Source organism: Candidatus Villigracilis saccharophilus (genome assembly GCF_016711665.1).
Genome location: NZ_JADJSO010000005.1, coordinates 135,086 through 159,492, shown reverse-complemented (window position 1 = coordinate 159,492; position 24,407 = coordinate 135,086). Strand labels below are relative to the sequence as shown.

27 protein-coding genes are annotated in these 24,407 nt (G+C 49.9%); 6 read left to right on the top strand and 21 right to left on the bottom strand.

What is annotated here, in order from left to right; genetic code table 11:
• Positions 1–52 precede the first annotated feature (52 nt).
• A complete protein-coding gene (locus IPL17_RS02875; RefSeq protein WP_345305571.1) occupies positions 53–892 on the bottom strand; it encodes a sulfurtransferase in 840 nt (279 codons plus the stop codon).
• Positions 893–1,035: 143 nt separating this feature from the next.
• Here IPL17_RS02875 and IPL17_RS02870 point away from each other — a divergent pair, with 143 nt between their 5' ends.
• The 3 genes from IPL17_RS02870 to IPL17_RS02860 are packed head-to-tail and all read left to right on the top strand — an operon-like array spanning position 1,036 to position 3,883.
• The gene (locus IPL17_RS02870) at positions 1,036–1,659 is read left to right on the top strand and encodes a ribonuclease H family protein (RefSeq protein WP_345305570.1); all 624 of its coding nucleotides are present in this window, start codon (positions 1,036–1,038) and stop codon (positions 1,657–1,659) included.
• A gap of 7 nt (positions 1,660–1,666) precedes the next feature.
• Positions 1,667–3,262 (top strand): tetratricopeptide repeat protein, encoded by a 1,596-nt coding sequence (locus IPL17_RS02865; RefSeq protein ID WP_345305569.1) that lies wholly within the window; start codon positions 1,667–1,669, stop codon positions 3,260–3,262.
• A 51-nt stretch (positions 3,263–3,313) separates the two neighbouring features.
• A complete protein-coding gene (locus IPL17_RS02860) occupies positions 3,314–3,883 on the top strand; it encodes a cysteine hydrolase family protein (RefSeq protein WP_345305568.1) in 570 nt (189 codons plus the stop codon).
• Positions 3,884–3,948: 65 nt separating this feature from the next.
• Here the strand turns inward: IPL17_RS02860 and IPL17_RS02855 are convergent, their stop codons facing one another.
• Complete coding sequence (locus IPL17_RS02855) at positions 3,949–4,767, bottom strand: GNAT family N-acetyltransferase (protein WP_345305567.1); 819 nt, start codon at positions 4,765–4,767, stop codon at positions 3,949–3,951.
• 161 nt (positions 4,768–4,928) lie between these two features.
• On the opposite strand from IPL17_RS02855, the gene IPL17_RS02850 reads away from it, so the two are divergent.
• On the top strand, positions 4,929–6,053 hold the full coding sequence (locus IPL17_RS02850; RefSeq protein ID WP_345305566.1) for a M48 family metallopeptidase: 1,125 nt from the start codon (positions 4,929–4,931) through the stop codon (positions 6,051–6,053).
• A 7-nt stretch (positions 6,054–6,060) separates the two neighbouring features.
• Here the strand turns inward: IPL17_RS02850 and IPL17_RS02845 are convergent, their stop codons facing one another.
• The 11 genes from IPL17_RS02845 to IPL17_RS02795 all read right to left on the bottom strand — a co-directional run bounded on the left by IPL17_RS02845 (position 6,061) and on the right by IPL17_RS02795 (position 16,540).
• Positions 6,061–6,594 carry a GNAT family N-acetyltransferase gene (locus IPL17_RS02845; protein WP_345305565.1) on the bottom strand — a complete coding sequence of 178 codons (534 nt, stop codon included), beginning with the start codon at positions 6,592–6,594 and terminating at the stop codon, positions 6,061–6,063.
• Positions 6,595–6,665: 71 nt separating this feature from the next.
• The gene (locus IPL17_RS02840) at positions 6,666–7,529 is read right to left on the bottom strand and encodes a DegV family protein (RefSeq protein ID WP_345305564.1); all 864 of its coding nucleotides are present in this window, start codon (positions 7,527–7,529) and stop codon (positions 6,666–6,668) included.
• 35 nt (positions 7,530–7,564) lie between these two features.
• Positions 7,565–8,539: an NAD-dependent epimerase/dehydratase family protein gene (locus tag IPL17_RS02835; protein ID WP_345305563.1), complete on the bottom strand. Its 975-nt coding sequence runs from the start codon at positions 8,537–8,539 to the stop codon at positions 7,565–7,567.
• 5 nt (positions 8,540–8,544) lie between these two features.
• Positions 8,545–9,138: a TetR/AcrR family transcriptional regulator gene (locus IPL17_RS02830; protein ID WP_345305562.1), complete on the bottom strand. Its 594-nt coding sequence runs from the start codon at positions 9,136–9,138 to the stop codon at positions 8,545–8,547.
• Between the two features lie 167 nt (positions 9,139–9,305).
• Positions 9,306–10,103, bottom strand: a complete 798-nt coding sequence (arsM, locus tag IPL17_RS02825; protein WP_345305561.1) for an arsenite methyltransferase — start codon at positions 10,101–10,103, stop codon at positions 9,306–9,308.
• Positions 10,104–10,187: 84 nt separating this feature from the next.
• The gene (locus IPL17_RS02820; RefSeq protein ID WP_345305560.1) at positions 10,188–10,499 is read right to left on the bottom strand and encodes a metalloregulator ArsR/SmtB family transcription factor; all 312 of its coding nucleotides are present in this window, start codon (positions 10,497–10,499) and stop codon (positions 10,188–10,190) included.
• Positions 10,500–10,595: 96 nt separating this feature from the next.
• Positions 10,596–12,404 carry an oligoendopeptidase F gene (gene pepF, locus IPL17_RS02815; RefSeq protein WP_345305559.1) on the bottom strand — a complete coding sequence of 603 codons (1,809 nt, stop codon included), beginning with the start codon at positions 12,402–12,404 and terminating at the stop codon, positions 10,596–10,598.
• 211 nt (positions 12,405–12,615) lie between these two features.
• The gene (locus tag IPL17_RS02810; protein ID WP_345305558.1) at positions 12,616–14,310 is read right to left on the bottom strand and encodes a hypothetical protein; all 1,695 of its coding nucleotides are present in this window, start codon (positions 14,308–14,310) and stop codon (positions 12,616–12,618) included.
• 142 nt (positions 14,311–14,452) lie between these two features.
• Complete coding sequence (locus IPL17_RS02805) at positions 14,453–15,385, bottom strand: hypothetical protein (protein WP_345305557.1); 933 nt, start codon at positions 15,383–15,385, stop codon at positions 14,453–14,455.
• Between the two features lie 91 nt (positions 15,386–15,476).
• A complete protein-coding gene (locus IPL17_RS02800) occupies positions 15,477–15,827 on the bottom strand; it encodes a hypothetical protein (protein ID WP_345305556.1) in 351 nt (116 codons plus the stop codon).
• 194 nt (positions 15,828–16,021) lie between these two features.
• Positions 16,022–16,540 carry a hypothetical protein gene (locus IPL17_RS02795; RefSeq protein ID WP_345305555.1) on the bottom strand — a complete coding sequence of 173 codons (519 nt, stop codon included), beginning with the start codon at positions 16,538–16,540 and terminating at the stop codon, positions 16,022–16,024.
• Positions 16,541–16,745: 205 nt separating this feature from the next.
• On the opposite strand from IPL17_RS02795, the gene IPL17_RS02790 reads away from it, so the two are divergent.
• Positions 16,746–17,903, top strand: coding sequence for a patatin-like phospholipase family protein (locus IPL17_RS02790; protein WP_345305554.1), 1,158 nt, complete (start codon positions 16,746–16,748; stop codon positions 17,901–17,903).
• 473 nt (positions 17,904–18,376) lie between these two features.
• On the opposite strand, the gene IPL17_RS02785 is transcribed toward IPL17_RS02790, so the two are convergent.
• The 5 genes from IPL17_RS02785 to glmS all read right to left on the bottom strand — a co-directional run bounded on the left by IPL17_RS02785 (position 18,377) and on the right by glmS (position 22,125).
• Positions 18,377–18,868: an alpha/beta hydrolase gene (locus IPL17_RS02785; protein WP_345305553.1), complete on the bottom strand. Its 492-nt coding sequence runs from the start codon at positions 18,866–18,868 to the stop codon at positions 18,377–18,379.
• Between the two features lie 285 nt (positions 18,869–19,153).
• Positions 19,154–19,408: a DUF559 domain-containing protein gene (locus tag IPL17_RS02780; protein ID WP_345305552.1), complete on the bottom strand. Its 255-nt coding sequence runs from the start codon at positions 19,406–19,408 to the stop codon at positions 19,154–19,156.
• Between the two features lie 5 nt (positions 19,409–19,413).
• The gene (locus IPL17_RS02775; protein WP_345305551.1) at positions 19,414–19,812 is read right to left on the bottom strand and encodes a helix-turn-helix domain-containing protein; all 399 of its coding nucleotides are present in this window, start codon (positions 19,810–19,812) and stop codon (positions 19,414–19,416) included.
• The gene (locus IPL17_RS02770; RefSeq protein ID WP_345305550.1) at positions 19,796–20,095 is read right to left on the bottom strand and encodes a type II toxin-antitoxin system HigB family toxin; all 300 of its coding nucleotides are present in this window, start codon (positions 20,093–20,095) and stop codon (positions 19,796–19,798) included. Before IPL17_RS02770 ends, IPL17_RS02775 begins: the two co-directional genes overlap by 17 nt.
• Positions 20,096–20,337: 242 nt before the next feature.
• A complete protein-coding gene (glmS, locus tag IPL17_RS02765) occupies positions 20,338–22,125 on the bottom strand; it encodes a glutamine--fructose-6-phosphate transaminase (isomerizing) (protein WP_345305549.1) in 1,788 nt (595 codons plus the stop codon).
• A 258-nt stretch (positions 22,126–22,383) separates the two neighbouring features.
• On the opposite strand from glmS, the gene IPL17_RS02760 reads away from it, so the two are divergent.
• Positions 22,384–22,710, top strand: a complete 327-nt coding sequence (locus IPL17_RS02760; RefSeq protein ID WP_345305548.1) for a luciferase family protein — start codon at positions 22,384–22,386, stop codon at positions 22,708–22,710.
• 57 nt (positions 22,711–22,767) lie between these two features.
• On the opposite strand, the gene IPL17_RS02755 is transcribed toward IPL17_RS02760, so the two are convergent.
• The 3 genes from IPL17_RS02755 to IPL17_RS02745 form a co-directional block, all read right to left on the bottom strand.
• Positions 22,768–23,508, bottom strand: a complete 741-nt coding sequence (locus tag IPL17_RS02755; protein WP_345305547.1) for a DUF2202 domain-containing protein — start codon at positions 23,506–23,508, stop codon at positions 22,768–22,770.
• 168 nt (positions 23,509–23,676) lie between these two features.
• Positions 23,677–23,868, bottom strand: a complete 192-nt coding sequence (locus IPL17_RS02750; protein ID WP_345305546.1) for a hypothetical protein — start codon at positions 23,866–23,868, stop codon at positions 23,677–23,679.
• 107 nt (positions 23,869–23,975) lie between these two features.
• A complete protein-coding gene (locus IPL17_RS02745; RefSeq protein WP_345305545.1) occupies positions 23,976–24,374 on the bottom strand; it encodes a VOC family protein in 399 nt (132 codons plus the stop codon).
• Positions 24,375–24,407 lie beyond the last annotated feature (33 nt).

Sequence of the window (24,407 nt, the reverse complement as noted above, 5' to 3'; positions counted from 1 at the left end):
TTCCTCATGTAGGGGCGCAGCACGCTTCGCGTGCGCCCCTACAACACAAAATTTATTTTTCGATCGGCGCATCCACAAGATTGCCCCATTCGGTCCATGAACCATCATAGTTCTTGACATTGGGATAACCCAGCAAATACTTCAGCACGAACCAGGTTAATGAAGAGCGTTCACCAATACGACAATAGGCGATAACTTCTCCGTCAGCTTTGATATTTTTCCCTTCATAAAGAGCAGCCAACTCCTCGGTCGTCTTGAACGTTGCATCAGCTTCGTTGACTGCCTGCGACCAGGGAATGCTGACAGCCGCGGGAATATGCCCGCCGCGAGTCGCCCCTTCCTGCGGATAGTTCGGCATGTGCAGCATTTCGCCTGAGTATTCTTTCGGCGAGCGGACATCCACCAATGCTTTCTTCGCGTTGCTGTGCGCGAGGACCTCATCACGGAATGCGCGAATGGATTTATCCGCATCTTTCGCGCTGTAAACTGTTCGGGCATACGAGGGAGTTTCTCTCACGAGCGGGCGTTTTTCCTGCTCCCATTTGGCGCGTCCGCCGTTCATGATCTTTACGTTCTTGTGACCGTAATATTCGAAGAGCCACAAAGCATAGCAGGCAAACCAGTTGGATTTGTCGCCATAAAAAACGACAGTTGTGTCGTTGGCGATGCCGAGCTTGGAACACATTTCTGCAAACTGTTCCTTGGTGACAAAATCACGGCGGACAGGATGTTGTAACGTGCTGAACCAATCGACCTGTACCGCGCCTGGGATGTGCCCCATCGGGTAAAGCAATGGGTCTTCGTCTGATTCAATAATGCGGACGGTTGCATCTGTAAGATGATTTGCGACCCATTCGGTGTCGACTAAATATTCGGGATGTGCGTATGACATGCGATTACTCCTGTTATAAAGTTTGTTTCAAAAATTAACCGCTTAACTTTTACCACAACCTTGTAAAAGTTCACAGCCAAAAAATCAAAACCCCTGTGCAGGCGATACTCTGTTTTATCGGTGCTTTGATGTAAAATTGATGCATGCCGAAGCCAAAATATTACGTCGTTTGGAAAGGACGCAAGACAGGCATCTTCACTTCATGGACGGAGTGTGAGAAGCAGGTAAAGGGTGTTGTCGGCGCTCAGTTCAAGGCGTTTGACAGCGATGTCGAGGCTGAAGCGGCGTTCCTTGCCAAATATGAAGACTATAAAGGCAAAGCCTCCACACATGGAAGGTGGAGGTCCGCGAGCAGAAAGCCCTTGCTTCCATCCATCTGTGTGGATGCGGCCTGCAGCGGTGCGCCGGGCAAACTTGAGTACCGCGGCGTGAATACGGAAACTGGCGAGGAGATCTTTTATGCCGGTCCGTATTCAGATGGAACGAACAATATTGGGGAATTTCTAGCCATCGTCCATGCGCTTACCTGGCAGGCAAAACATAATACGCATATTCCCATCTATTCCGATTCAGAGAACGCCATTTTATGGGTGAATAACGGCCAGTGCAAAACAAAACTTAAACACACCTCTAAAAACGCGGTCTTGTTCGCCATCATTCACAGCGCAGAGAACTGGCTTGCAGAGAACGAATTACCCGAAGATAAGATCAAGAAGTGGGAAACCGACCTATGGGGCGAGAATCCGGCAGACTTTGGAAGGAAATAAAAATTTAATGAACTGGCTTTCCTGGTCGTGGTCCTTCGGCCGATTTCGCGGCGTGGATTTTCGCTTTCATTTTTCTATTTTATTCAGCATTCCCGCCGCTTATTATCTTTTCCGCCCGCTCAATATCATGGATGTGGTGGTGGCTTTGTTGTGGGTGATCGGTTTTATTTCGTGCATTTTCCTGCATGAACTTGGTCATACACTTGCCGCCAGGTTGGTGGGCGTGGAAGTAAAAAGCATCGTCATCTGGCTCTTGGGCGGATTCACCAATCTCAGCCGCAGATCGGAAAAGCCTGCTTACAACCTGGTCATCTCTGCGGCTGGCCCCCTGGTCAATTTTTTTCTTGCCTTTCTTTTTGTTCTTTTTTATATTGTTGTTTCAGTCCTCTTTATGCCCTTTATTAAGAACGTCCAAATTTTTCTCTGGGCGCAGATGCTGGTCAACCTGTCTTTTTCACTCACGCTCGTGAATTTGATCCTGGCTGTCTTTAATTTGTTCCCTATATATCCGTTGGACGGGGGCAATATCACGCATTCCATCATGGAGATATTTTTTGGCAGGACAAATGCCGACCTGATCACGCTCATTATCGGCATCCCCGTGCTGGTGGCTCTGTTCCTGTTCGGCGTATTCACCCGTGATTACCTGCTGCTGGTCTCCTGCGTCTTGATCGGATTTGCCATGACCACCCTCAACCGCTCAGCCTTGCGCTGGATCAACTTAAAGATCAATTACTTTTACCGCCGCGCGGGCTATTACTATATGCTCGAGGATTTTGAGCGCGCGGTTCAGATCTATACCCGTGACATTGAACGCGAGCCCCGCCAGGTCAATCATTATCTGGCGCGTTCCGCTTGTTATTTGAATATGCTTCAAAAGGAGCGCGCGCTGGCGGATGTGGAACGGGCGTTAAATCTTGCCCCAGCCCATGCGATCGCTTTGGAATTGCGCGGCGAAATATACGCACTGGATAAAGATTATGATTCTGCGCTGGATCATTTTGCGCGCGCCCAGGCAGTTAACCCAAACTGGGCGGTTCCTTACTTTGACCGCGGATCGGTCCTGCTCGAAAAAAAGGAGTTTCTGCCGGCTTTGAGCGAGCTTAACAAAGGCAGTTCCCTTCAGCCGGCATACACCTTGATTTACATTATCCGATCCATGATCTATTTCAGATTGGGAAATCTGGATTCCGCGCATAAGGATCAAGATACGGCTCTTGGGCTTTCCGAAAAAGATGCGCTGGTCATGTCTGAGCCAAATCTGCAGATCTACGAATCCTATCTCGACTGGGCGGAGGATTATTATGCACGCGTACTACTGACCAGACCCAATTCCGGGTATGCCTATCAAGGCCGCGCGGATGCATACCGCGTTAACAATGAATATGATAAGGCAATTGCAGATTACACCCGCGCCATTGCAATTAATCCACGTGAGGCGCGTTTATACTTGGGGCGCGGTAAATCCTATTCCGCGTTAAATCAAATGGATAAGGCAAGAGAAGATTTTCAAACAATATTAACCGTGACTGATAAATTGCATTTGAAAAGACAGGTGGAAGAATTATTGAAAAATATTCATCATATTATGGTGGTCGAGTAGGCCGAGCGCTCTTTGAGGCCGTATCGAGACCAATTGTCATTAGGAGTAAAAATGAAAACAGCATTACTGATAATTGACATTCAAAATGATTATTTCCCGGGCGGCAAAATGGAACTGGTCAATCCGCTTGAGGCTGGGAAGAAAGCGTATATGCTGCTTCAATGCTTCCGCGAACATGGCGGGCATCATGTCCACATTCAGCATATCGCGCTAAAGCCCGATGCTCCGTTTTTTGTAAAAGGCACAACGGGCTCTGATATTCATGATGTGACCGCGCACTTTGAAGGCGAGCCGATCGTGTATAAACATTACCCCAACTCTTTCCGCGAAACAAATCTGCTTGAAATGTTGAAGGATTGGGGAATTGAGCGAGTCATTATTTCAGGTATGATGACCCACATGTGCGTGGACGCCACCGCCCGCGCCGCCGCGGACTTTGGCTTTCAAGTCTGGGTCGCGGAAGATGCCTGCGCTACACGCGACCTAAAATATGGTGAGACAGTCATCCCTGCCGAGCATGTTCACAAGGCGTTTTTGGCGGCCTTGAAATCCTACGGTCAGGTGATGACAGCGGCGCAGATCATTGCGCAACTGGCGTCAGAGCAGGGAAAAGAGAATTAGATACGCGGAATTTTGCAGATCGAACGGAAATATTTTTACAAATCCAACTCTGTGCACATAAGGCATCATTTTTTCAGCAGGCAAATATAAGACTTGTAATCACAGATCTTATCAAAACCAGCCTTACGCGCCGTCTGTGCAGATGGCGCGTTTCTTTTATAGCAGTGCCAGCCAACTTCACTGATGCCATTTGATAAGGCGTGTTCAAGAAAAGCGAGCGTGAGCGCTGTGCCAATGCCGCGTTGACGGTAGTCGCTGGTGGTCTCGATGCCGATCTCACAGCGGCCATCCGCGTTGTATTCGGAGAGGCACCAGCCTGCAAGTTCGTTTTCGTGGATCGCGCACACGCCAAAACTTTTGGCGAGGAAATCATCCACACTGGGGCGCTCAGAGGTCATTTCCTCTTTAAGTGTGTCGAGATGTTTCAGGTCTGCGTTTGCCAGTAGATCCGCATCCACCATTTGAAGTTGAAAGCCTTCGGGCATAAAGTCCTGCCACTTGTGTTTCAATTCCTTGCAGGTGTAATATTCGCGGTCAGCATGGATTATTTCTTTATCCATGAGAAGAGCCTGCATCTTTTCCTCCCATGCTGCCGAATCGTAGTAAATTGCAAAACCTTCCTGTCCTTCAGCGAGTGCCCGCGGAACTATGACATTCGCAAATAGTTTCCGAATCCCAAGATTGAAGCTATCTATTTCAGGATCGCCAGCTAGAATATATCTGTGACCTGCCTGTGCGAATATCGCTTTGGGGTGTTCGTGATTGTCTACAAAAATTTGCACAGGTGTTTGCTTCGCAAGGATCGAGCGTCCTACGAGGTGAAAATCCATACCAAGCAAAAGTGGGCGGACAAGTTCGTAAGAGTCGGGGTTTAATGCTGTCATTGTGATTTCTCCAGTTTCTGCATTTGATCGTGGTCTAATAATTCTGCTAGAGGACGCCTGTTGGAGCCAATTGTAAAGCCGTCATGCCTGCGGCTGATTTTTCGTGTTTGGCGTATTCATTGCTTGCATTATATCTTTTTGTCGAGTGCTATAATATTTTCATGGAAATCACCCTCGACCCCGAAAAACAAAAACTTGCAAAACAATATTCCCGCATCCGCCGACGGCTCTGGCTGGCCGATAATCTCTTTAGCGCTGTCTATGTGCTCGCGTGGCTCTTCTTTGGCTGGGCCGTTTCATTGCGTAATTTTCTTTTGTCCATTACCGTCAATGATTGGCTGTTGGTCGCTCTTTTCGTAGCGGTGTTTGGCGGTGTTTATTTTGTAATAAATCTGCCGCTCGGATATTACAGTGGATTTATCCTCCCGCATCGCTTTGACCAGTCCAACCAGACGCTCAAAGACTGGGTCATTGACCAGCTCAAAGGACTTGCGATCGGCGCACCCCTTGGTTTGATCCTGCTTGAATTGTTTTATCTTGCCTTGAGAGTCACCGGCGACCTGTGGTGGCTGTGGGTGGCGGGCGGATTATTGGTCTTCTCTGTCTTAATGTCCAATCTTGCCCCGATCCTGATCATGCCGTTGTTCAACAAATATGTTCCGCTGGGCGATGAACATAAAGAACTTGCTGACAGATTGATGAAGCTAGCCGAGCGCGCGAATACCAAAGTGCGCGGTGTCTTTAAATTCGATATGTCAAAGCGCACGAAATCTGCCAACGCCGCATTGACTGGCATTGGCAGCACGCGCCGAATTATTTTGGGTGACACACTTATCAATGAATTTTCAACAGACGAGATCGAAACCGTCCTCGCGCATGAATTGGGACATCAGGTCCATCGCGATATTCCACTCCTTATTGCGTTTGGGACACTCTCGACAACCATCGGCTTTTATCTGGCATCCCTTGGGATGAATTGGGCAGTGAATACCTTTGGCTTTTCGGGTGTCAGTGACCCCGCCGCATTTCCCGCGCTTGGCTTGATCCTCGGTATATATGGCTTTCTAACCTCTCCGCTCGATAACGCCATTTCCCGCTGGCGCGAAAACATGGCTGACGATTATGCTCTCCAGTCCACAGGCAAGAACGAAGCCTTCGCCTCTGCGTTTACAAGATTAGCCAATCAGAACCTTGGCGAGATCGACCCCGAAAAATGGGTGGTCTTCATGTTCTACTCCCATCCGCCATTGGGCGAGCGGATCGAAAAAGCAAAAAACTGGAAATAACCTTTTATCAAACGCTTGTAAAAAATTCTTCGCGCGTGATCTGGTAACGGAACATTTCCATGCCGAAATAATTGGCTTGATATGTGAATATCATCCCGCATTTAAGTAGGACCCGCTGGGAAGCGACGTTCTCGGGGTGTACAAGACCAATAATTGCCTCCAGCCCAAGATTTTTGAATCCAAACTCCACTCCCGCGCGGGCGCCTTCTGTGGAATATCCCTTGCCCCAGAATTTCCTGCTTAGCATATAGCCCACTTCTGTTTCATTAGTTTCTGGCAGATATTGCAGTCCATTCCAACCAGCCAACTCCGTCTCACCATGCGGGACAACTCCCCACGACCCCAAACCATATTTCTCCCATTGCTGGATCTGAGTTTCGATCATCTTTTGAGCGCGATCCATCGTGGGTGGGTTGGGGTTCGGAAAATACTTCAACATATCTGGTTCGCTAAACAAACGGAACATGGCATCGAGGTCATCCATGGTCAAAGGGCGTAAGGTCAGATTCTTGGTCGTGAGATTGGGAATATTTTTTTGCATTGTCTCTCTTTGTAAAATAAAAGTCCCAAGGTTCAACACCTTGGGACTGATTATATTCAAATTTTAATCGACTACTTTACCAGATCGCTCATCAATTCCATCGGCACAATTCCAGCGCCGACGATGCCGGGTCCCGTGTGGACGCCCAAAACAGGGGAGATGCGCACCACTTCCAATTTTGCGATATTTAATTTTTCCTTGAACTCTGCGGCAAGCGCATCCGCTTTTTCTGTGAAGCGGCCGTGCAGTACGGTTACCCACAACGGCTTATTTCCATATTTCTCGCGGACGCTGTCTGCGATCATGCCCATGGATTTCGTTAATGTGCGTCCGTTGCCAACTGTGCTGTACTTGCCGTCCGAATCCACGCGAATGACAGGTTTGAGGTTAAGCAATGCACCTGCGAGTGCCTTGACCCGTCCAATGCGTCCGCCGCGTGCGAGATATTCCAATGTGTCCAATGTGTAGATCACTTCAGTGTTTTCGCGGATTTTCTTCAGGCGTTCCTGGACCGCGTCCATGGCCCAGCCTGCTTTGATCGCCAACGCCGCCGCCATCACCTGGAAGCGTTCGCCGCCTGAAAGGGTCAGCGTATCCCAATAATTAACTTTTGCATCGGGAGATGCCTGCCCGCCGCCATCATGAGCTGAGTTAAGTGTTCCGCTCAACCCGGATGAGATATGGATCGAAAAGATATCCTTATCTTTTTCTGCGAGCTTGCGATATAGCTCCGCAAAGATCCCCGCGGATGGCTGCGCCGTGGTTGGGATGGCGGGACGCATGGCTTCGAGACGATTGTAAAAATCATCCGCTGAAATTTCAGTGGCGTTGATCTCGCCTTCAGGGAAGTTAATGAACAGGGGTGCGGCAGTGACGCCAAGCTGTTCAAGTTCTTCGGCAGACATGTCCGCCGCGCAATCAGTTACTATTTTCATATGTAGTCTCCTTTGGTTTTACAAGTCATTACAAACTATTGTTTCTTTTCCAAAAACCACTTTACTGTGTCTTTGATGCTTTCAAACAATGAACGTGGTGTATAACCCAATTCCCTGGTCGCTTTTGCGTGGCTGATGTTCGAGTTGGACTGCAGCACTTCCAATGAATAGGGAGTAAAACGCGGTGTCGCTTTTGCAAGTTGATAGTACATCGGCGTGAAGACTGCAGCGAACTTTGCCAGGTCAAACGGGATCTTCATCTGGAAGAAATTTTTGCCTGTGATCTCACGTACGGTTTCAAGCATATAGCGCACCGTGATCTTTTGCCCTGAAAGAATATAGCTCTCGCCGCGTTTGCCGTGTTCCGCCGCCGCGATCAACCCGTCTGCCACATCGCGCACATCCACAAAATCATACGCGCCATCCACATACAGAGTAGGTTTCGCAGCCGCCGCATCATGGATGACCGCGCCCATCATCGATCTGCGAAAATCATAAGGGCCAATCACGCCGGTGGGGCAGGTCACAACAGCTTCCAGCCCGGAGCGAGCCGCGTTCAACACCTCCAGCGTTGCCTCCGCTTTCGAACGGTCGTATGCGCCGTAAGGGTTGTTCATATCGTATGGCAGTGCTTCGTCGATCACGCCATCCTCGACACGCTGGATGGCATGGATGGATGAGGTGTAGATCAATTTTTTGATCCCGCTTTCCATCGCCGCGCGCAAAATATTTTTTGTGCCCTCCACATTGACCTTGTGCACGAAGGGATTTGCGCCCGGCATGATCGAGATGACGCCCGCGAGATGAAAGATGCCTTTCACGCCGCGCATGGACTCAAAGACCGTATCCAGATCGAGGATATCGCCATCGAACGCTTCAACATTTAATCCCGAAATTGATTTGCGGCATTCGCCGGGCAGGAGCAGCGCCCGCACCTTTTCACCGCGTTCCAAAAGTTTTCGCACAAGGACATTGCCAACATGTCCGCTTGCGCCAGTCACCAGCCACATAGTTCTCAAGCCTCACTTTTTTTCATTAATGTATCCATCATCATGGTCGTGATCTCTCTCGCCGTCTTTTCCCACTTGGCACCTTTGGGGTCAAGCAGGCTTTGAAGCAAAAGCCCCATCGCCATGGAAACGATCATGCGCGCCGTCAACTCAGGATCCACATCCACGAACGAGCCTTCATCCACACCTCTCTTGATGAGAGAGGTGAAATATTTATGATAACGGCGGTAAGGTGCAATGCTGGCCTGCCAAATTTTTTCGTCGCGGCTGGCTTGCAGCCAGAATTCAAGGAACATTGGCAAGCCTTCATTGGCAGTTTTGAAAATATAAGGGAAGGCTTGTGTGATCAAAAAGAAGGTCTCTGGTACCGAACTCTCCCGTGAAGCCTCGATGCCCTGATCGATGGTCGTCAGCCATCCATCCAACAAGGCCAGAAATAAGGCCTGCTTGCTTTCAAAGTGATGATAGAACGCGCCCTTGCTGATCTCGGCGTCCTTGCAAATATCATCCACGCTCGCGGTGTTATATCCGCGTGTGGAAAATAACTTGATGGCGGACGAAATGATCTTTGAGCGGGTTTCTTCACTGCGCTGCTGCATTTTGCCTCTCGAAATAATAAAACCGACTAGTCGGTATGTTTTTACCTCTGAAAGATTGTGCTGTCAATAGGATGAAATACATAACTTTTTTAAATGAAAATGGGATGACGATCGTCATCCCATTTTGCATCAATTCTGGAGTCCATCATTTGCTGATGGATATTTTATTAAGCAGGTTTATAAGCCGTGATCTTGGCGCTATACACTGCCTTGTAAACAGCCTCGCGCGGATATTCGGTTACATCCAGTTTCATTTCATCCAGTGCGCTGTCCACAGTAGCTTTGTCGAAGAAAACTGGTTTGATGGAAATATCTGTGAAGCCGACGGACTCCATCATGCCGATGTATTCCTGCGCTTCGACTGCGCCTGCCACACAGCCGGCCCAGGCGCTCAGGCTTTTTCGAATGATCTCAGGGAGTTCACCGTCCGTCACAATATCGGATACGGCAAGTTTGCCGCCCGGCGCAAGGACGCGGAAGGCCTCGTTGAAAACCTTTTCCTTGTCAGGCGAGAGGTTGATCACGCAATTAGAAATGATGACATCCACTGTATTACTGTCAACCGGTAGTTCTTCAAGATAACCCTGTCTGAATTCAACATTCGCCGCGTTGACCCGCTTCGCGTTGGCTTGTGCGCGTTCGATCATTTCGGGGGTCATATCCACACCGATGACCTTGCCGCTGTCGCCGACTTTTTGGGATGCGAGAATGCAGTCGAGGCCCGCGCCTGAACCGAGATCAAGCACGGTTTGACCGAGTTTCAGCGAGGCAAGCGTGATCGGATCGCCGCAACCATAGCTTGTGTTCGCAACATCTGTCGGGACCGTGGTGAGCAGATCGATCGGGTAGAGATTGTTGCTTGTGTCGCAGCAGTCTGAAGGTCCGCAGCAAGAGGCGCTGCTTTTGATCCGCTCTGCGTAATGTTCGCGGACGGTTTCGTGGATGGGGGTGGGGGATTGGGTCATTTTAGTCTCCTTGTGTTATATAGAAGTTTGTCTATGTATGTTGCTAAAAAAACGGGACATGCCTCGGCCGAAGACGCGTCCCGATCAAGCCTTGAGGGTTTTGAGGAGTTTTTCGGTGGTGATGCTTTCAGGCGCAAACTTGATCATCAACTGTCCGCAGCAAACAGCCACATTTTCCTGATTGAGCGAGTAAAAGGTCTGCTTGCCTTCTTCGCGGACCGTGACCAGATCCGCCTCGCGCAGAATGGCGAGATGATGCGAAACAGTCGGCTGGGAGACATCCAGCTTCTCAACAATTTCGGTCACTGACAGCGATTCACAGCAGCAGATGTTCATGATCTTCTGACGGGTCTCGTCGGAGATGGCTTTGGCAAAGAGGACAGGGTTAAATTTCATATTGATGACCTTCTATTTGATATTATATAGATAAACATCTATTTGTCAAGATGTAAAAGACCTCCGAGTTCTCACAGAACTCGGAAGTCTAATTCATTATTTGCTGGTCAAAATTTCCAAACGATCTATATAACTGCCCAACACTTCAAACGCATCTTCGATGGGCTGTGTGCTGGTCATATCCACGCCGGCGCTCTTAAAGACATCCATCGGCGGTTGAGAGGAACCTGCTTTGAGGAAATTGATGTGGTCTTCGGCGGCGTTCGGTGCGCCTTCCAGGATGCGCTTGGCGATGGCATTCGCCGCGGAAATCCCAATGGCATATTGGAACGAGTAGTAATCAATGTAAAGATGGGTGGTGAACGTACCCCAGGTGATGCCGACCCGTTCACGGTCGAGATTCATATTGCCGCCAAAGCCTTCGCTGAAAAGATCGGCCATCAACTCGATCATCGAATCAGCCGTCAGGGGCTGTCCCTTTTCGATGCGTTGATGCGTTTCCAGTTCGAAGCGGGCCAGGGTGGGCATGATGAAGAAGTAGCGGTGGAAGTTATCCATGGCTTCTTCGAGCAGGGCGATCTGGAAAAATTTGTCAGGATTGGTCTTGAGCAGATGCGCGCGGGTCATGGCCTGATTAAAGTTGGAGGCGGTCTCTGCGATAATGGATGGATAAAGATAGTAGAACATCGGCTGGGCGCGGCTGGCGTAATAGGCGTGCATGGAATGTCCCAGCTCATGCGAGAGCGTGCTCATACTGCCAATGTCATCTGTGTAGCTCATCAAAACAAAGGGATGCGTGTCCTGCGGAACGCGGGTCGAGAACGCGCCCTGGCGTTTGCCTGCGTTGGGCGACCAATCCACCCAGCGATCCTTTAAGCAGCCTTTTCTCATCACGCTGACATATTCATCGCCCATGGGAGCGAGTCCTTCCGAGATATAGTCCACAGCCTTCTCGAACGGCACCTTGTACTTCTTCGTGGTAAGCGGCGCCCAGACATCATACGGATGAAGTGTTTTCACCCCCAGCGCCTTGCGGCGGACCTTCCAATATTTATGCCAGAGCGGCAGATTCTTTTTGAAGATGGTTAGCAAATTATGGAACATCTCGACAGGCACATCCCCGTTGAAAAGTGTTGATTCAAGCGATGAGTTGAATTTCCGCGCGCGCATGTTAAACACATTTTGTTTGATGGATGTCGTCAGATTGCCGGCGAGCGTGTTTTTATGCTCGAGATATTGATCATTGTAATTCTCCCACGCGGTTTGACGAGCCTTGCGGTCTGATCCGTTCAGGATGGCGTCAAAGGTGCTTTGGGTCAGGTCAACTTTTTTGTCGTTCTTATTGCGAGCCGGCTTGAACTTGAAATCCGCGTTCGCCAGCATGGTGGTTGTAATGCGCGTGCTGCTGAACGGGTCACGCAGCATGCCGAGCAATTCCTCCACCTCCGCGTTGCGGACATGCGCCTGTTTGCGGAAGAGGTCATTGAAATAATGCTCATATAGTTTCATGCGCAGATCATCTTTGAGCCATTGGCGCAGTTTGGTCTCGCCGATGGCGAGGAGTTCAGGGTCAACAAAAGATGTCACTGCGCCGACTTGAGCCAGTGCGCTCATAGCTTTGCCGTTCATGGCCGCGCCTTGCTGGTTGCCCGTATCCACTGCGCTGGACATGGTGGCGTAGACCTGCACTTTGGCGGCCCGCTGTGAGATCTTCTCGATTGCGTCCATCGCTTTGATGAAAGTATCCAGGCTGTCGCCAAGATGTCCTTGAAATTCTTTGATTGGCACAAGGTCTTCCAATAATTTCTTTACTTCGGCGTCAAATGCCTTTGGCGAAGAAAAAACGCTTTCAGCATTCCAGGTTTGATTCTTTTTAACTTTGGAGCGGGGCAGGGAAGTGGTCATATTTTATTCTCCTTTTGATAACATCAATATGCAGAGAGACATATATGATAATCCAACATCATTGCGATGAACAAGCGGCTCTTTGTTATTTTGGGGGTTACTTCGCGAAGTGCGCTCGCAACGACATATGGTTTTTCATGCTCATAAAAAAACTCCGACGATTTAGCCGTAGACCAAATCGTCGGAGTCCATGTTTAGCCTTGCAGTTTAGTTACTGTGAATCATCTACGACGTATTCATCGTCGATCACGCCGTCGTCATCCAGGTCCACGCCAAAGTACATGCCTTGGGGATTGGCATCCGTCCACTCGGCGTAGTTGACGTAGACGACCGCACCCTGGTTGAGCACGATGCCTTCAGCAGCAAACTCCTCCTCGAGTTCATCGGTGATGCGGGTCAGGTAGAAGTCAAAGGTGCCTTCGTTGTTCAGCTTCTCGGCGTTGATCAACAGATCGCCGGCTTTGGTATCGAGGTAGACAGTGATGATACCGCCGCCTTGAATGTCTGCGCCTTGTACTTCGAAATAATAATCGGCTTCGGCGTCAGGGTTTTCAATCCCGATCACAATGTAGGGAGATTCGTCCGCCGCGGTCTCATAAGCGATGGTTTGGTCGGCGGGATAAAAATATGCGGTGTCCACCTGACCGGGTTCAAGATAGATGCCTTCGACGCCGATGCTGAAGCCGGGTCCGATCATGATCAGGTCGGTGAGCGTTTCTTCGGTCAGGGCTGAGCCGTCAATTTCCACGGTGATGTCCAATCCTTCGGGGATCCAGTAGATTGGCTCGGGCGCGTTTCCGCTGGCTTCCATGCGATAGGCGGTGTAGGCGGCGCCGGGGATTTCATTGACGATCTTGCCGTCCACATATCCCAGTCTGCGGCCATCGTTATCGGTGATCAGGATGTGCCCTTCGCCGTCGAGGAATACCTGATTGAGTTTTTGGTCTGGGGCTGCCAGAACACCGCCGCCTTTGAGCGAAACTCCGCCGCCATCGCAGAAGGGACATTCCTGTGTGCCAAGCCGCGCGGATGTGGGAGTCAGGTCAAGGGTTTGGGTATCGGCGTTGCCCGTGTACAGCTCGGACTCGACCTGCGGATTGATGGATGCTTCGTACAGCCAGGTGTTATCGCGCGAGTCTACAAATAGTTCGCGTGTTTCACCGGGATAATTGTTGTCATACACAAGGATGGCATACAAGCCGTTGCCTTTATCTTCCACACCAAAGGGCGTGATGGCGTGGCCGCCGGAACCATCTTCCTTGTAGATGCCGATGCTGTAAGTCTCACCGCTGGCATCCATCTGCTGGACGACTTCCAGGATTTCCATCGGCGTGCCTTTGATGACGCTCGTATATGTCGGCGCAACGGTTTGGGTTGCCCACCAATAGGCAATTTCACGCTGGAGAGCTTCGTCGTTGATATCCAGATCGCTGGCGACACTTCCGCCAAACTCAGACGGGGAGACCTGATTGGTGTACATCATCAGACTGAGGACTGCCATGCCTTCACAGTGACCGCCTGCCATGCTGCCGTTGATCTCTTCCATCCACTGCTCGGCGGGAGGGGTCAGGGTGCAGTCATCTCCATCGAGTCGCGAGCAGACCTGGTCGCCGAACATGCGGCGCATTTCGCCGGCGGTCAGGTTTGTGGCGGGAATGTCATCGCCATAATTGCTGAAGTTGAATCCATTTTCCTGCGGGGTAAAACCCAGGTCATAGACGATCTCACCCGGTGCGGATTCTGCCACGGGCGCTTCGGTCGCGTCTGTGAAAACTTCCTCTGTGGCGGCCTCTTCGGTGGCATATGCTTCATCATAGAATTCTTCATCGGTGCCGCAGGAAGACAACAACAGGCCAAGCGTGATCAGTAACGAAAATAAAATGTAGAGCGGGGCGGATTTTTTCATCGGGTTCCTTTTTGAGTGGGAAAAGTAAGTTGACAAAATACCATCTGGTATTTTGAGAATGAGTGATTTTACACTGTTATCAACCGACTTGTATTCTTGTGAATATAAATGGGTAAAGCGCAAAAGTATCGGGGAAATGAAATCAGGTCAAAATGGGCAGTCCAGAATGCCAGGCAATCTGAAAACGTCCGCTATGGAATTCGCTCAATGCAGCCAACATGGCTTGCGCGTTTTTTCGTTTCCAGCCACGACCTTGCCTTTTCATGCGATGATGCACAACAGTATTAATACCGCTTTCAACGGTTCCACTTCCAATGGGATAACCTGCTTGTCGAAAATAGGCATAATCCATTTTGGACTGACGACTCTCAAAATACGCGGGGGATTGACGAACATCTTCCAAACAAGAAATGTGATTCCAATCCAGCGCATGTAAAGCGCTCACGACTTCTTTGACACGTCCATACCATAAAAGATCGGCTTGTTTTTCAACCCACTGCTGAGATTGAAGTGAGCCTTCTCCGAAAGCAGCTTTGGATACTTTCCACAATCGTTCATCCGCATGATACCAATCAATAATTTGGACGGCTTGGGGATAGTTGCTGCTGGTGATACGGTCAATCCAAGGCGCGCCGTCATTGACTGAACTGAGGCGTCGGCACAATCCAACTTGTCGTCGCGCTCCTTCCAAATACTGATGTTGCCCCATCTCGTCTGCGTTCCACAGCCCAGCCTGATAACTATGTCGTGTCAGGACTGCCGCTCTGTCCGATAGGGCGTGGCGCGGCGTGCATATTTCGGGCGAGACTTCTTGCTTTGTGGATGTTGCCATTTTCGGCTTCACCTCTGAAATCACGCTCATTTTTACCTCTTTCCAACCTTCTTCACGCAATAACACCATTCCTCCATCGCTGGAGATGTTCGCCAGTTCCTCGATAGGCTTATTCACTCTTACGATTTTGCTCACAGGTTGCGGAACTTCTGTTACATACAACAGCCTTGCTTCTTCCTCTCTCTTTTCTTCCATTTCCTCTCCCCATCCTTCTGTCACCCGTCTCAAACTATCTTTTGACATATGTCCGCCCGTCGCGTCACTGTATGCTTCCGCTGCCAACTCAAATGACTTCCCCAACAACCCTTGCCGTACCGCCACTCGCGCCGCTCCCTCACTCCAATGATCGGCTCGCAGGTTTAGTTTTCCATCCAAGGGGAAAAAGTGTCTGCCCTTCACATTCAGGACAGACATAATAGGCTCTCTCCAATTGGCTATCGCCTTCCAAGCCATGAACGTTCCAATCTCGATATCCCTCAATTTCCATTCCTCGTCCGCATTGCTTGCATTTTGGCAATTCAACCTGCGCACCTACGTCTCGTCCATTCACTAATTGTGCGATCACTTTTCCCATCAACTCTCGTCGTCGCTTGCGAGCTTCTGTCTCTATCTCTCCAAAGCTCGCTTGCGGATGCACGTCATACCATTCTTCCATTTGGTCAAACATTCGTTTTGCTTCTTCCATAAATGCCGCTTGGCGTTTGGCGCGAGACTGGGGTCGGGTCATGTTTTTTTTACTCCTCTTACCACAGTCTACTCCAGTTTTCTTATTCTCTCCGATACTTTTGCGCTATACCCAATATAAATCCGCGATCTTTACACGTTGTTCATTTTTGGATAAAAAAAGTGCCCGAGTTTTCTCAGGCACTTTTGGTTTATTTATGAGCGAAGTATTCTTTCCGGTATGAAATTTTTTCCGCTGACCCATACTCCGACCGTCATGCCTAATATACAAATTAGGAATGAGAAAAGCACGACAGTTTCGAATCGGCTGGATATGAGCGCGTTCAGCACCGGTGTCTGCAGCGTGTTCGCACTCAGTCGTAAAGAGTCTGGAATGATCAAGCCGGTCGCAATGCCGAGAATTGCACCGGAACCCATCCCGGTGTATGCGCCGATGCTTGCGCCTCCGCGCGTCCCCGCTGTCTGGCTGACAATGACCCCGATTAATAGGCCCGCGAGCGCGCCCAGCATGATTCCCGCTGTGAACCCCATCAAGGTGCCGGTCAGGGATTTTGTCAGTGCGCCTGTTGCGGTTCCGAGTACCGCGCCAACGATCTCTCCAAGGATACCTCCATATAAAGCGCTTTGGCGGGTGAGATCAACTCTATTGTCTGTACTTGTTTGCTGCCATGTGCGGCTGTTTCCCTTTGAAGTGGTTAATGTCTTTTTTGCCATGGTAAGGTCTCCTTTTTTTCTCTGCTAAAGTAGGTTGGCTTGGTTGTTATTTAAGTCGCATAACTTGGAAAAAAGTTACTTTTCCAAACATAAGAATAATGTGAGTGAAAATCATGCTTATTTTATCGCTGTGGATTCTCCGAAAAATTCGTGGTTGACATGCGCCTTGAATTGCCCTATAAACGAATAAACATAGGAGCACAGCATGGACAAAATTCGGGCGTTGATTCTTTCTGGCGGGGGCGGACGCGGGGCATTCCACGCAGGCGTGTATAAATATCTGATGGAGACGCGCAAGCAAAGCGTGGATTCATCCCATGCATCCGCGTGGGATCCGCAGGTCGTGGTGGGTACATCCATTGGCGCGGTCAACGGAGCCGCGATTGCGCAGGGCATGTCTGCGGATGAACTGGTGAGCGTCTGGAAATCTCTTGAAGAAAAAGATATTCAAGGCCTGCCGCCCGGCATGCGCGGACTCGCGCGCTGGTTCGCGCGCAAAGCCTTTGGCGCGATCATGGATGCAAACCTGCCGCAGGTCCAGCCGCAGGACGCGACCTCGCCCATGCCGAAAGAATTCTGGCCGCCCCTGCCAATGGTCTCCACTTGGTGGGGCGAGAAATTTATCGGACGCTGGATCAACCTGCTGGATACGGGGCCGCTCCGCAAGACCCTGCATACCCGCTTTAAATTTGACCCTGAAAAATTATCCGAAAGTAAAAAGGCATTGCTGATCGCCGCGACCAATGTGCAGACCGGGGAGCGGATGATCTTCAGCAACCGCGCCATCCAGCGGCGGGACACGGGCGAAGCGCGGCGGGATGTATCCACCGGTATCACAGCCGACCGAATCCTGGCTTCGTGCTCGATTCCGCTCGTCTACCCGTGGACCTTCGACCCTCAGACGAACGCCTTCTATTGGGATGGCGCGCTGGTGGCGAACACGCCCATCGGAGTTGCGCTGGATGTCATGAAGGATGTCCCCATGGATGTGCCGGCCGAGATCGTGGTGGTCTTGATGACGCCCTGGTGGGGAGTTGACGACCCCGCTCCGCATACCGCCCGTAAACTCCCTGAATCCTTTGGCGACGCCATCACCTGGACTTTGGATTGGATGCTGCTTTCCTCCTTCCGCGAGAGTTTGAAATTAATTAATACATTCAATGATCTTGCAGCCCGTGAACGTGCCGAAGGAAATTTGCCTTATAAATACCGCGAGGTCAAAGTGTTGATCGCTGCGCCCGATGATTTTCTGCCCGTTGAACGCATCATTGACTACGACGGAGATGTCTCAGCGATGCTGGTGGAGAAGGGATACGCGGCGGCGAAGAATCTGTTTGAGAAGTCCTTCCCAACTTTGGAATAAAAAAAATCCTCGGAAATCTTTAAGACTTCCGAGGACTGAATATAATGGATCATCCATCCAGGAATTTCAGCATCTCGTCATGGACCAGTTTCTCCTGGATGATGAAACATAGTGGTGCCCATCGGGGATCTCAACAATATTTGCGTGAGGGAATCTGTTTTGAAATTCGGCAATGACAGACCTTAAGACAGGCTCCCTTACATTTCGAAAATATTGACCATACGAGGCGATTTGCTCCTCGGTGTAGCCGTTTTGTAATGTGGGTATTCCGAAAGCATAAAAAATAAGGGTTGGGATGTTGGCATCCACTCGTTTTGGGACATACCCTTTGATCAGATATTCAACCATCATTGTTTCAACGGATGCGGGCATTTTGTCAACGAAGACTCCCGCCTCGTTGACTTTGGTATTATGGAAAAATTCCTGCTCCCATACATCGCTCCATATTTCTGCGAAATATGGTAGGTCCCTTTTTATATCGGCAATATATTCTTCAAAAGTATGCGGGAGCTTTCTTCTTTTTTGATCTCAATCCCTTTGAGCGGACTTTGTTCTTGAATGGCTTGAAGCCCTCGTCGGTCATCCAGCGCATCGAGGTAGACTAATTTTTCAACCCGGGTTGGGTGTGTAGCGGCAAAGTGAGTGAGTTCGACTCCTGCCAGCGAATGACCGGCAAGGATGGCTTTTTTAATGTGCAATGCATCCATGAACTGACGAATATCTTCTGTGAGCGTATCCGCATCGTAGCCGGTTTCGGGAGTATCAGAATCACCTTGTCCGCGGCGGGTGAGGGCCAGGACGCGGAACTTGTTTGTAAAGCGCGGAGCGAATCCGCCAAAGATGTAAGCGGAACTTCCCATACCTGTCAGAAAGATCAAGGTCCGACCGACACCGCCCCAATCCAGATAATGCAAGCGGATTCCGTTTACATGTACAAAGTCACTTTTGGGATTTGATGGATTCATTTTATTTTCCTTTGTAAATATCCAGAAAAAAAACAAATGCGATGATTAGGGAATCAAAAACCGCAGGCTGAGTCCACGCCTGCGGTTGGAAGTGTCAAAGGGAATGAATCGAATCGTTGCTAAAATCCGACTGCGGGAGGCGCGCTCAAAACAGAATTTTTAGGTGAGTGAATGGTTGTCATATTTTTTCGTGCCTCCTTTTCTTTATTTTGGACGAGATTGCTCTTATTTTATGCGAGGGGATATTATGTGTCAAGAAATTTTAGCTGAAATTTACCAAGCCCATCATACAACAAGTCCGCTAGTCTTCCCCACCACCGCGGACAAGTTCTTCACAACCTCTTCATTCCGAAAGCGGACCACCCTCAGCCCCGTCACTCTCAAAACCTTTTCGCGCCTTGCATCTTCTTCCCGCTGCAGATCAAGGATATCTCCATCCACTTCAATGACCAATGCCGCTTTGTGACAGTAAAAATCAACGACGAATCCTGCAACGACCTGTTGCCTTCGAAAATGGACTCCCAACTTATTCGCGCGCAATTCCCTTACACAAACACCGCGCTTGAAACTTTGAACTTCTCCGCTAACGAGCGGACTTGACGAACATTCAGATCGCGCTTGCCATTCAATATTTCAGATACCACGCCTTGCGAGCCCACTTCTGGCAAATCAGATTGAGTCAATCCATGTTCATCCATCAGAAAGCGTAATACCTCCGCACCAGTGACATCTGGAATCGGATAGTGCTCTTCCTCATAAGCATGGATTAACGTCCCAAGAGTGTCCATCAAGCTATAAAGTGGATGTTTCTCATTATCCCCGATTTCATCCAATAATTCATTAAGTCGTTTTACAGCCGCGTTATATTCACGCTCGTTGCGGACGGTCAGCAGGGGAGCAACATTTTTCCAGTGAATTTGGAGTTCTTTATTTAGGAGTGTCATTTTTCCAATCTCCTCTGTCATATTCTGCATGAGTCAAAACATGACGGATATATACCTTGCCACGATTGAAGTGAATTGATGTGATCAACCTGTATTTGTTGCCGCCGATATTGAAAACGATCCAATGGTCTAGCTTATCAGCAGAAGGAAAAACCTGCCTCAACTCGGAAAAACTAATGAATTCGGTTTTTTGCACGATCTTAAACCAACGCATTAATGCTGTTTGGCTATCGGGATGTTTCTCCCAAAACTGGATCAGCGTTTTACGGGTGATGATGTGCATGAAAAGATTTTATCTCAATTTGAGATAAATAGCAACGCGTAAAATCACTTTTCAATCATCTCGCCTATCTTTCCCACCACAGCGGACAAATTCTTCATAACCTCTTCATTCCGAAAGCGGACCACCTATTCTCCCTAAATACGACGATTCAAAGTTTGAAGCGTCGTATTTAGGGAAAGTCTGGGGGGGCTGAAATGGTCTCCCAATTGCTATCCGTTTATTCGCTTCAAAAATCCGCTACCTTAATCCACCGTCAGCGTCTTAGACAAATTCCTCGGGAAATCAGGATCAAACCCGCGCAGCACACTCATGTGATACGACAACAACTGCAACGGCAGGACTCCCAACAACGCGCTGATCTGCGCATCTGACTTGGGGATGACGACCAAGTCATCGCCGTTGGCGCGCAGGCGGGCATCCTCTTCGGCGATGGTGATCGTGCGTGCGCCGCGGACTTTGACCTCGTTGATCCCACTGATGATGAGCGGCACATCGTTCGGTCCCGCCACAAAGACGATCGGGAATCCCTTGCTCACCGCGGAGAGCGGTCCGTGTTTGAACTCGGTCGAGAGCATGCCTTCGCAGTGGGCGTAGGTGATTTCTTTTAATTTCAATGCGCCTTCCAGGGCAATGGGATAAGTCGCGCCGTAGCCGAGACAGTACATATCGTTCCACTCGTTGATATCTTTTGCGATCGCTTCGATCTGCGGTCCGACCATCTCGATCGTCTGCTCCATCAATTCAGGGATGCGCAAAAGTTCGCTCGTATCTTTGCCAGCGAGTCGATACGCCAGATACAGGAACGTCACGACCTGGTTGGTAAATGTCTTCGTGGCTGGCACGCTGATTTCGTATCCGCAGCACAAGGGTAGGCAGAACGAAGTCGCCTTCGTCAACGTCGAGCCCACCACGTTCGCCAATCCAAAACAAGCCATGCCGCGCTTCTCGGCGGCTTCCAACGCATTCAGCACATCCTTGGTCTCGCCCGATTGGCTGACGAAAATCCCCACGTCTTCATATCCAACCGCAGGCGCGTATTGCGCGATGAACTGCGGCGCAAGCACGGGGATAGCGGTCAGCCCCGCCAGTTGCGCGATGTATACCGAGCCCACCGCCGCCGCGTGATAACTCGTGCCGCATCCGATCAAATACAGATGACGCGCGTTCTTCATCTTTTCGACCAACGGCTGCACATCGGGACTGCCATCCAACAAGTGGATCAACTCACGGGCGACTTGTGCCTGCTCGTGGATTTCTTTCAACATAAAATGCGGATACCCACCCTTCTGCACCGCATCCATCGACTCCGTAACTGTTTCTGGTATTCGTTGAATTATTTTTCCATCTTTGACAGAGCGCACTTCCACGCGGTCCGCCCACAACGTCACGATCTCCCCATCCTGCGGGCGGATCACTTCGCGGGTGAGCGGCAATATCGAAGGCAGGTCAGACGAAAGACAAGTGAAGCCATCTCCGATGCCGATCACCATGCCCGAACCTTTTTTGAACGCATACAACTTGTCATCATTCGCGCGCCCGATGACAAAGGCATAATCACCTTCGAGGTCGCCGTACGCGAGTCGAATCGCATCAATGAATTCATATCCGCGGCTGATATATCTCTCCACCGCATGGACACAAGTCTCGCCATCATTCTGCGAACGGACAGTCATTCCCTCCGCCATAAATTCCAAACGCAGTTCCACATTGTTGACCACGTTACCATTATGCGCGCCAACCATGTCGCCATTCGAATCCAGGTGCGGCTGTGAGTTAACTTGTGATGGCTCGCCAAACGTCGCCCATCTCAATTGCGTAATGCCGCGCTGTCCGCGCATCTCCGCGATGTTATATTTCGCCGCCACCGAATCCACCTTGCCCACATCTTTTCGCAGATCGATCTTCCCGCTATTCAACGTCGCTGCCCCCACCGAGTCATACCCGCGATAAGTTAATCTCTCCGCTGCCGCGATCAAAATAGGCCCGAGCGCTTCTTCTTTATTGGTAACGTAACCGAAAATTCCACACATGTAATATTTTCTCCTTGTTGATTACGTAGGGGCGGAGCACATGTGCCCGTTAGGGTATTGCTCCGCCCCTACAATAATTGAAAATGTTTATTTGATGGATTATATGCCATCCCCCGTCCTCGAATAGATGATGATACTCACTAAGTAAGAAGTACCTTCCGCCATACGTTCTGTGATTATCACGTAGGGGCGACCCGCCCAGACTACACATGTCTTCTCAACGATCTTGCAGGGTCGCTCTTCTATATCGGAGAAAACATGTCAGTTCGCGGCGCATCAAAACAAATAGTTGATACCTTACTTACCTGGCAGGGCATCGAAACTCATCCACATCGCTTCGGCGGCACGGAATTCCGCATCGGTAAACGCGAGATCGGTCACATCCACGGCGACTCGCTTGTGGATATTCCCTTCCCCAAAAAGATCCGTGATGAGATCGTAGCCGCAAAAGAAGCCGAACCGCATCACATTTTGCCCGAGACAGGCTGGGTCAGTTTTTACCTGCGTGAAGAAGCGGACGTGGAGCGGGCGATTGCACTGCTCAAGCGCTCTTACGAAATCGCATTGAAACAAAAGAGAAGTTAAAATAAAAATCACCCTGAAGAATGACCCTTCAGGGTGATCGTTTCATTTACATGTAAATTACGGTTTCTGCCATCTTCCGCCCCGTCCCATACCTTGCGAACGTCCGCTCATGCCTTGAGCGTTACCACCTTGATTCCCCTGGCTCATGGAGCCTGTCACAATGCTCTGGTACGCATCAGCAGAGAGATACTGTGGTTGATAGGTCTCACCTGTTTGTCTTGAGAGTGCGTTGGCGAAAGCTTTCAAGTGGTTGTAGGAACCGTTCAGCAGGCTGTTGTAAACCCACTGAATGTCGGCATTGTCGGTGAGCGGGGTGCGGGTCTGTAAGTCACGGATATCGATCTCCTCGATGGCAGTTCCGACCTTGAATGCTTCCACCAGTGAAATGGATCCCTGTGCGACGAGCTGGTCGTAAAGCGCCTGCAGGGTCGGGTCTGTGAATTTTCCAGGAGCAAGCGCGGGGTCGGTCAGAGCGTAGCGGTCGAGCAATACTTTGATCGCGTCCATGTGTTTCTGTTCGCTGGCTGCAATATTCTGAAAGGTCGGGTACGCCCAGGTCGCATAAAGAGCGTTATACACATCGCGCGCGAGCTTTTCCTCTTCACGCATGAAAAGCAGGCTGGCAGCTTCATCCGCGCTCAAGGTCGATGCGGGAATGTTGATCAGGTCAACGCCGCTTCCGTACGAAGTGGGTGCAGTCGCAGATTGTGCATATGCGTTGAATGTAGTTGCACCTGCCGCGATCCCCAAAGCCGCCAACAGAATGCCGATCGTAATCTTCTTGAAATTGTTTAACATGGGAACTCCTTATAAAAGTTATTTTTGAATTTTGTTCGCTGCTTCCTGCAACGATGTCCCCATGATAGTTTCCCCATATAAAGCCCATGTAAAGATAGCTTCAAGATTTGAAAATGATTTTTAGAGTGTGGAAATTATGATTTTCCCGCATGGACGCATGTCACATCATCATTCTGCGAACGGACTGTCATGCCTTCCGCCATGAATTCCAAACGTAGTCCCACCTTGTTCACCACGTTGCCACCATGCCACCGGTTGAATCCAAATGCGGCTGTGAATAGTCTCGTGATGGTTCGCCAAACGCAACTGCGTAATCCCGCGCTGTCCGCGCATCTCGGCGATGTTATATTTCGCCGCCACCGAATCCACCTTGCCAGTATCTTTGCGTAAATCAATCTTTCCATTGTTGATGGTCGCCGCGCCGACAGAGTCGTATCCACGATAAGTTAATCTCTCTGCCGCCGCGATCAGAATGGGACCGAATGCTTCTTCTTTATTAGTAACCTACCCGCATCGGGGTCGGCAAAATAGGAACTATATCCGCCCCAAAAAACTTTTTGCGGTTCTTTGACGATTTTCACACCTTTGGATTTCAAATCCCCAATGATCTCATTCACTTCCGCTTCGCTTCTGGCATTGTACGCCAGCGTGATTCCAGAAAATCCGCTGAACTCTGGCGAAGTCATCGCATCCTCTGCCAACTTCTCACGCGGATAAACTGCCAGCACCACGCCGCCCGCCTGATAAAATGCAATATCATCATTGGTATTACTGGATGGTTTCCATCCAAGTATCTTTGAATAAAATTCAACAGATTTTTTGAAATCCCTCACGCCCAATGTGACGATATGTAGATGCTGGTTCATGATCACTCCTGAGTGGTGTGATTATATTCCACC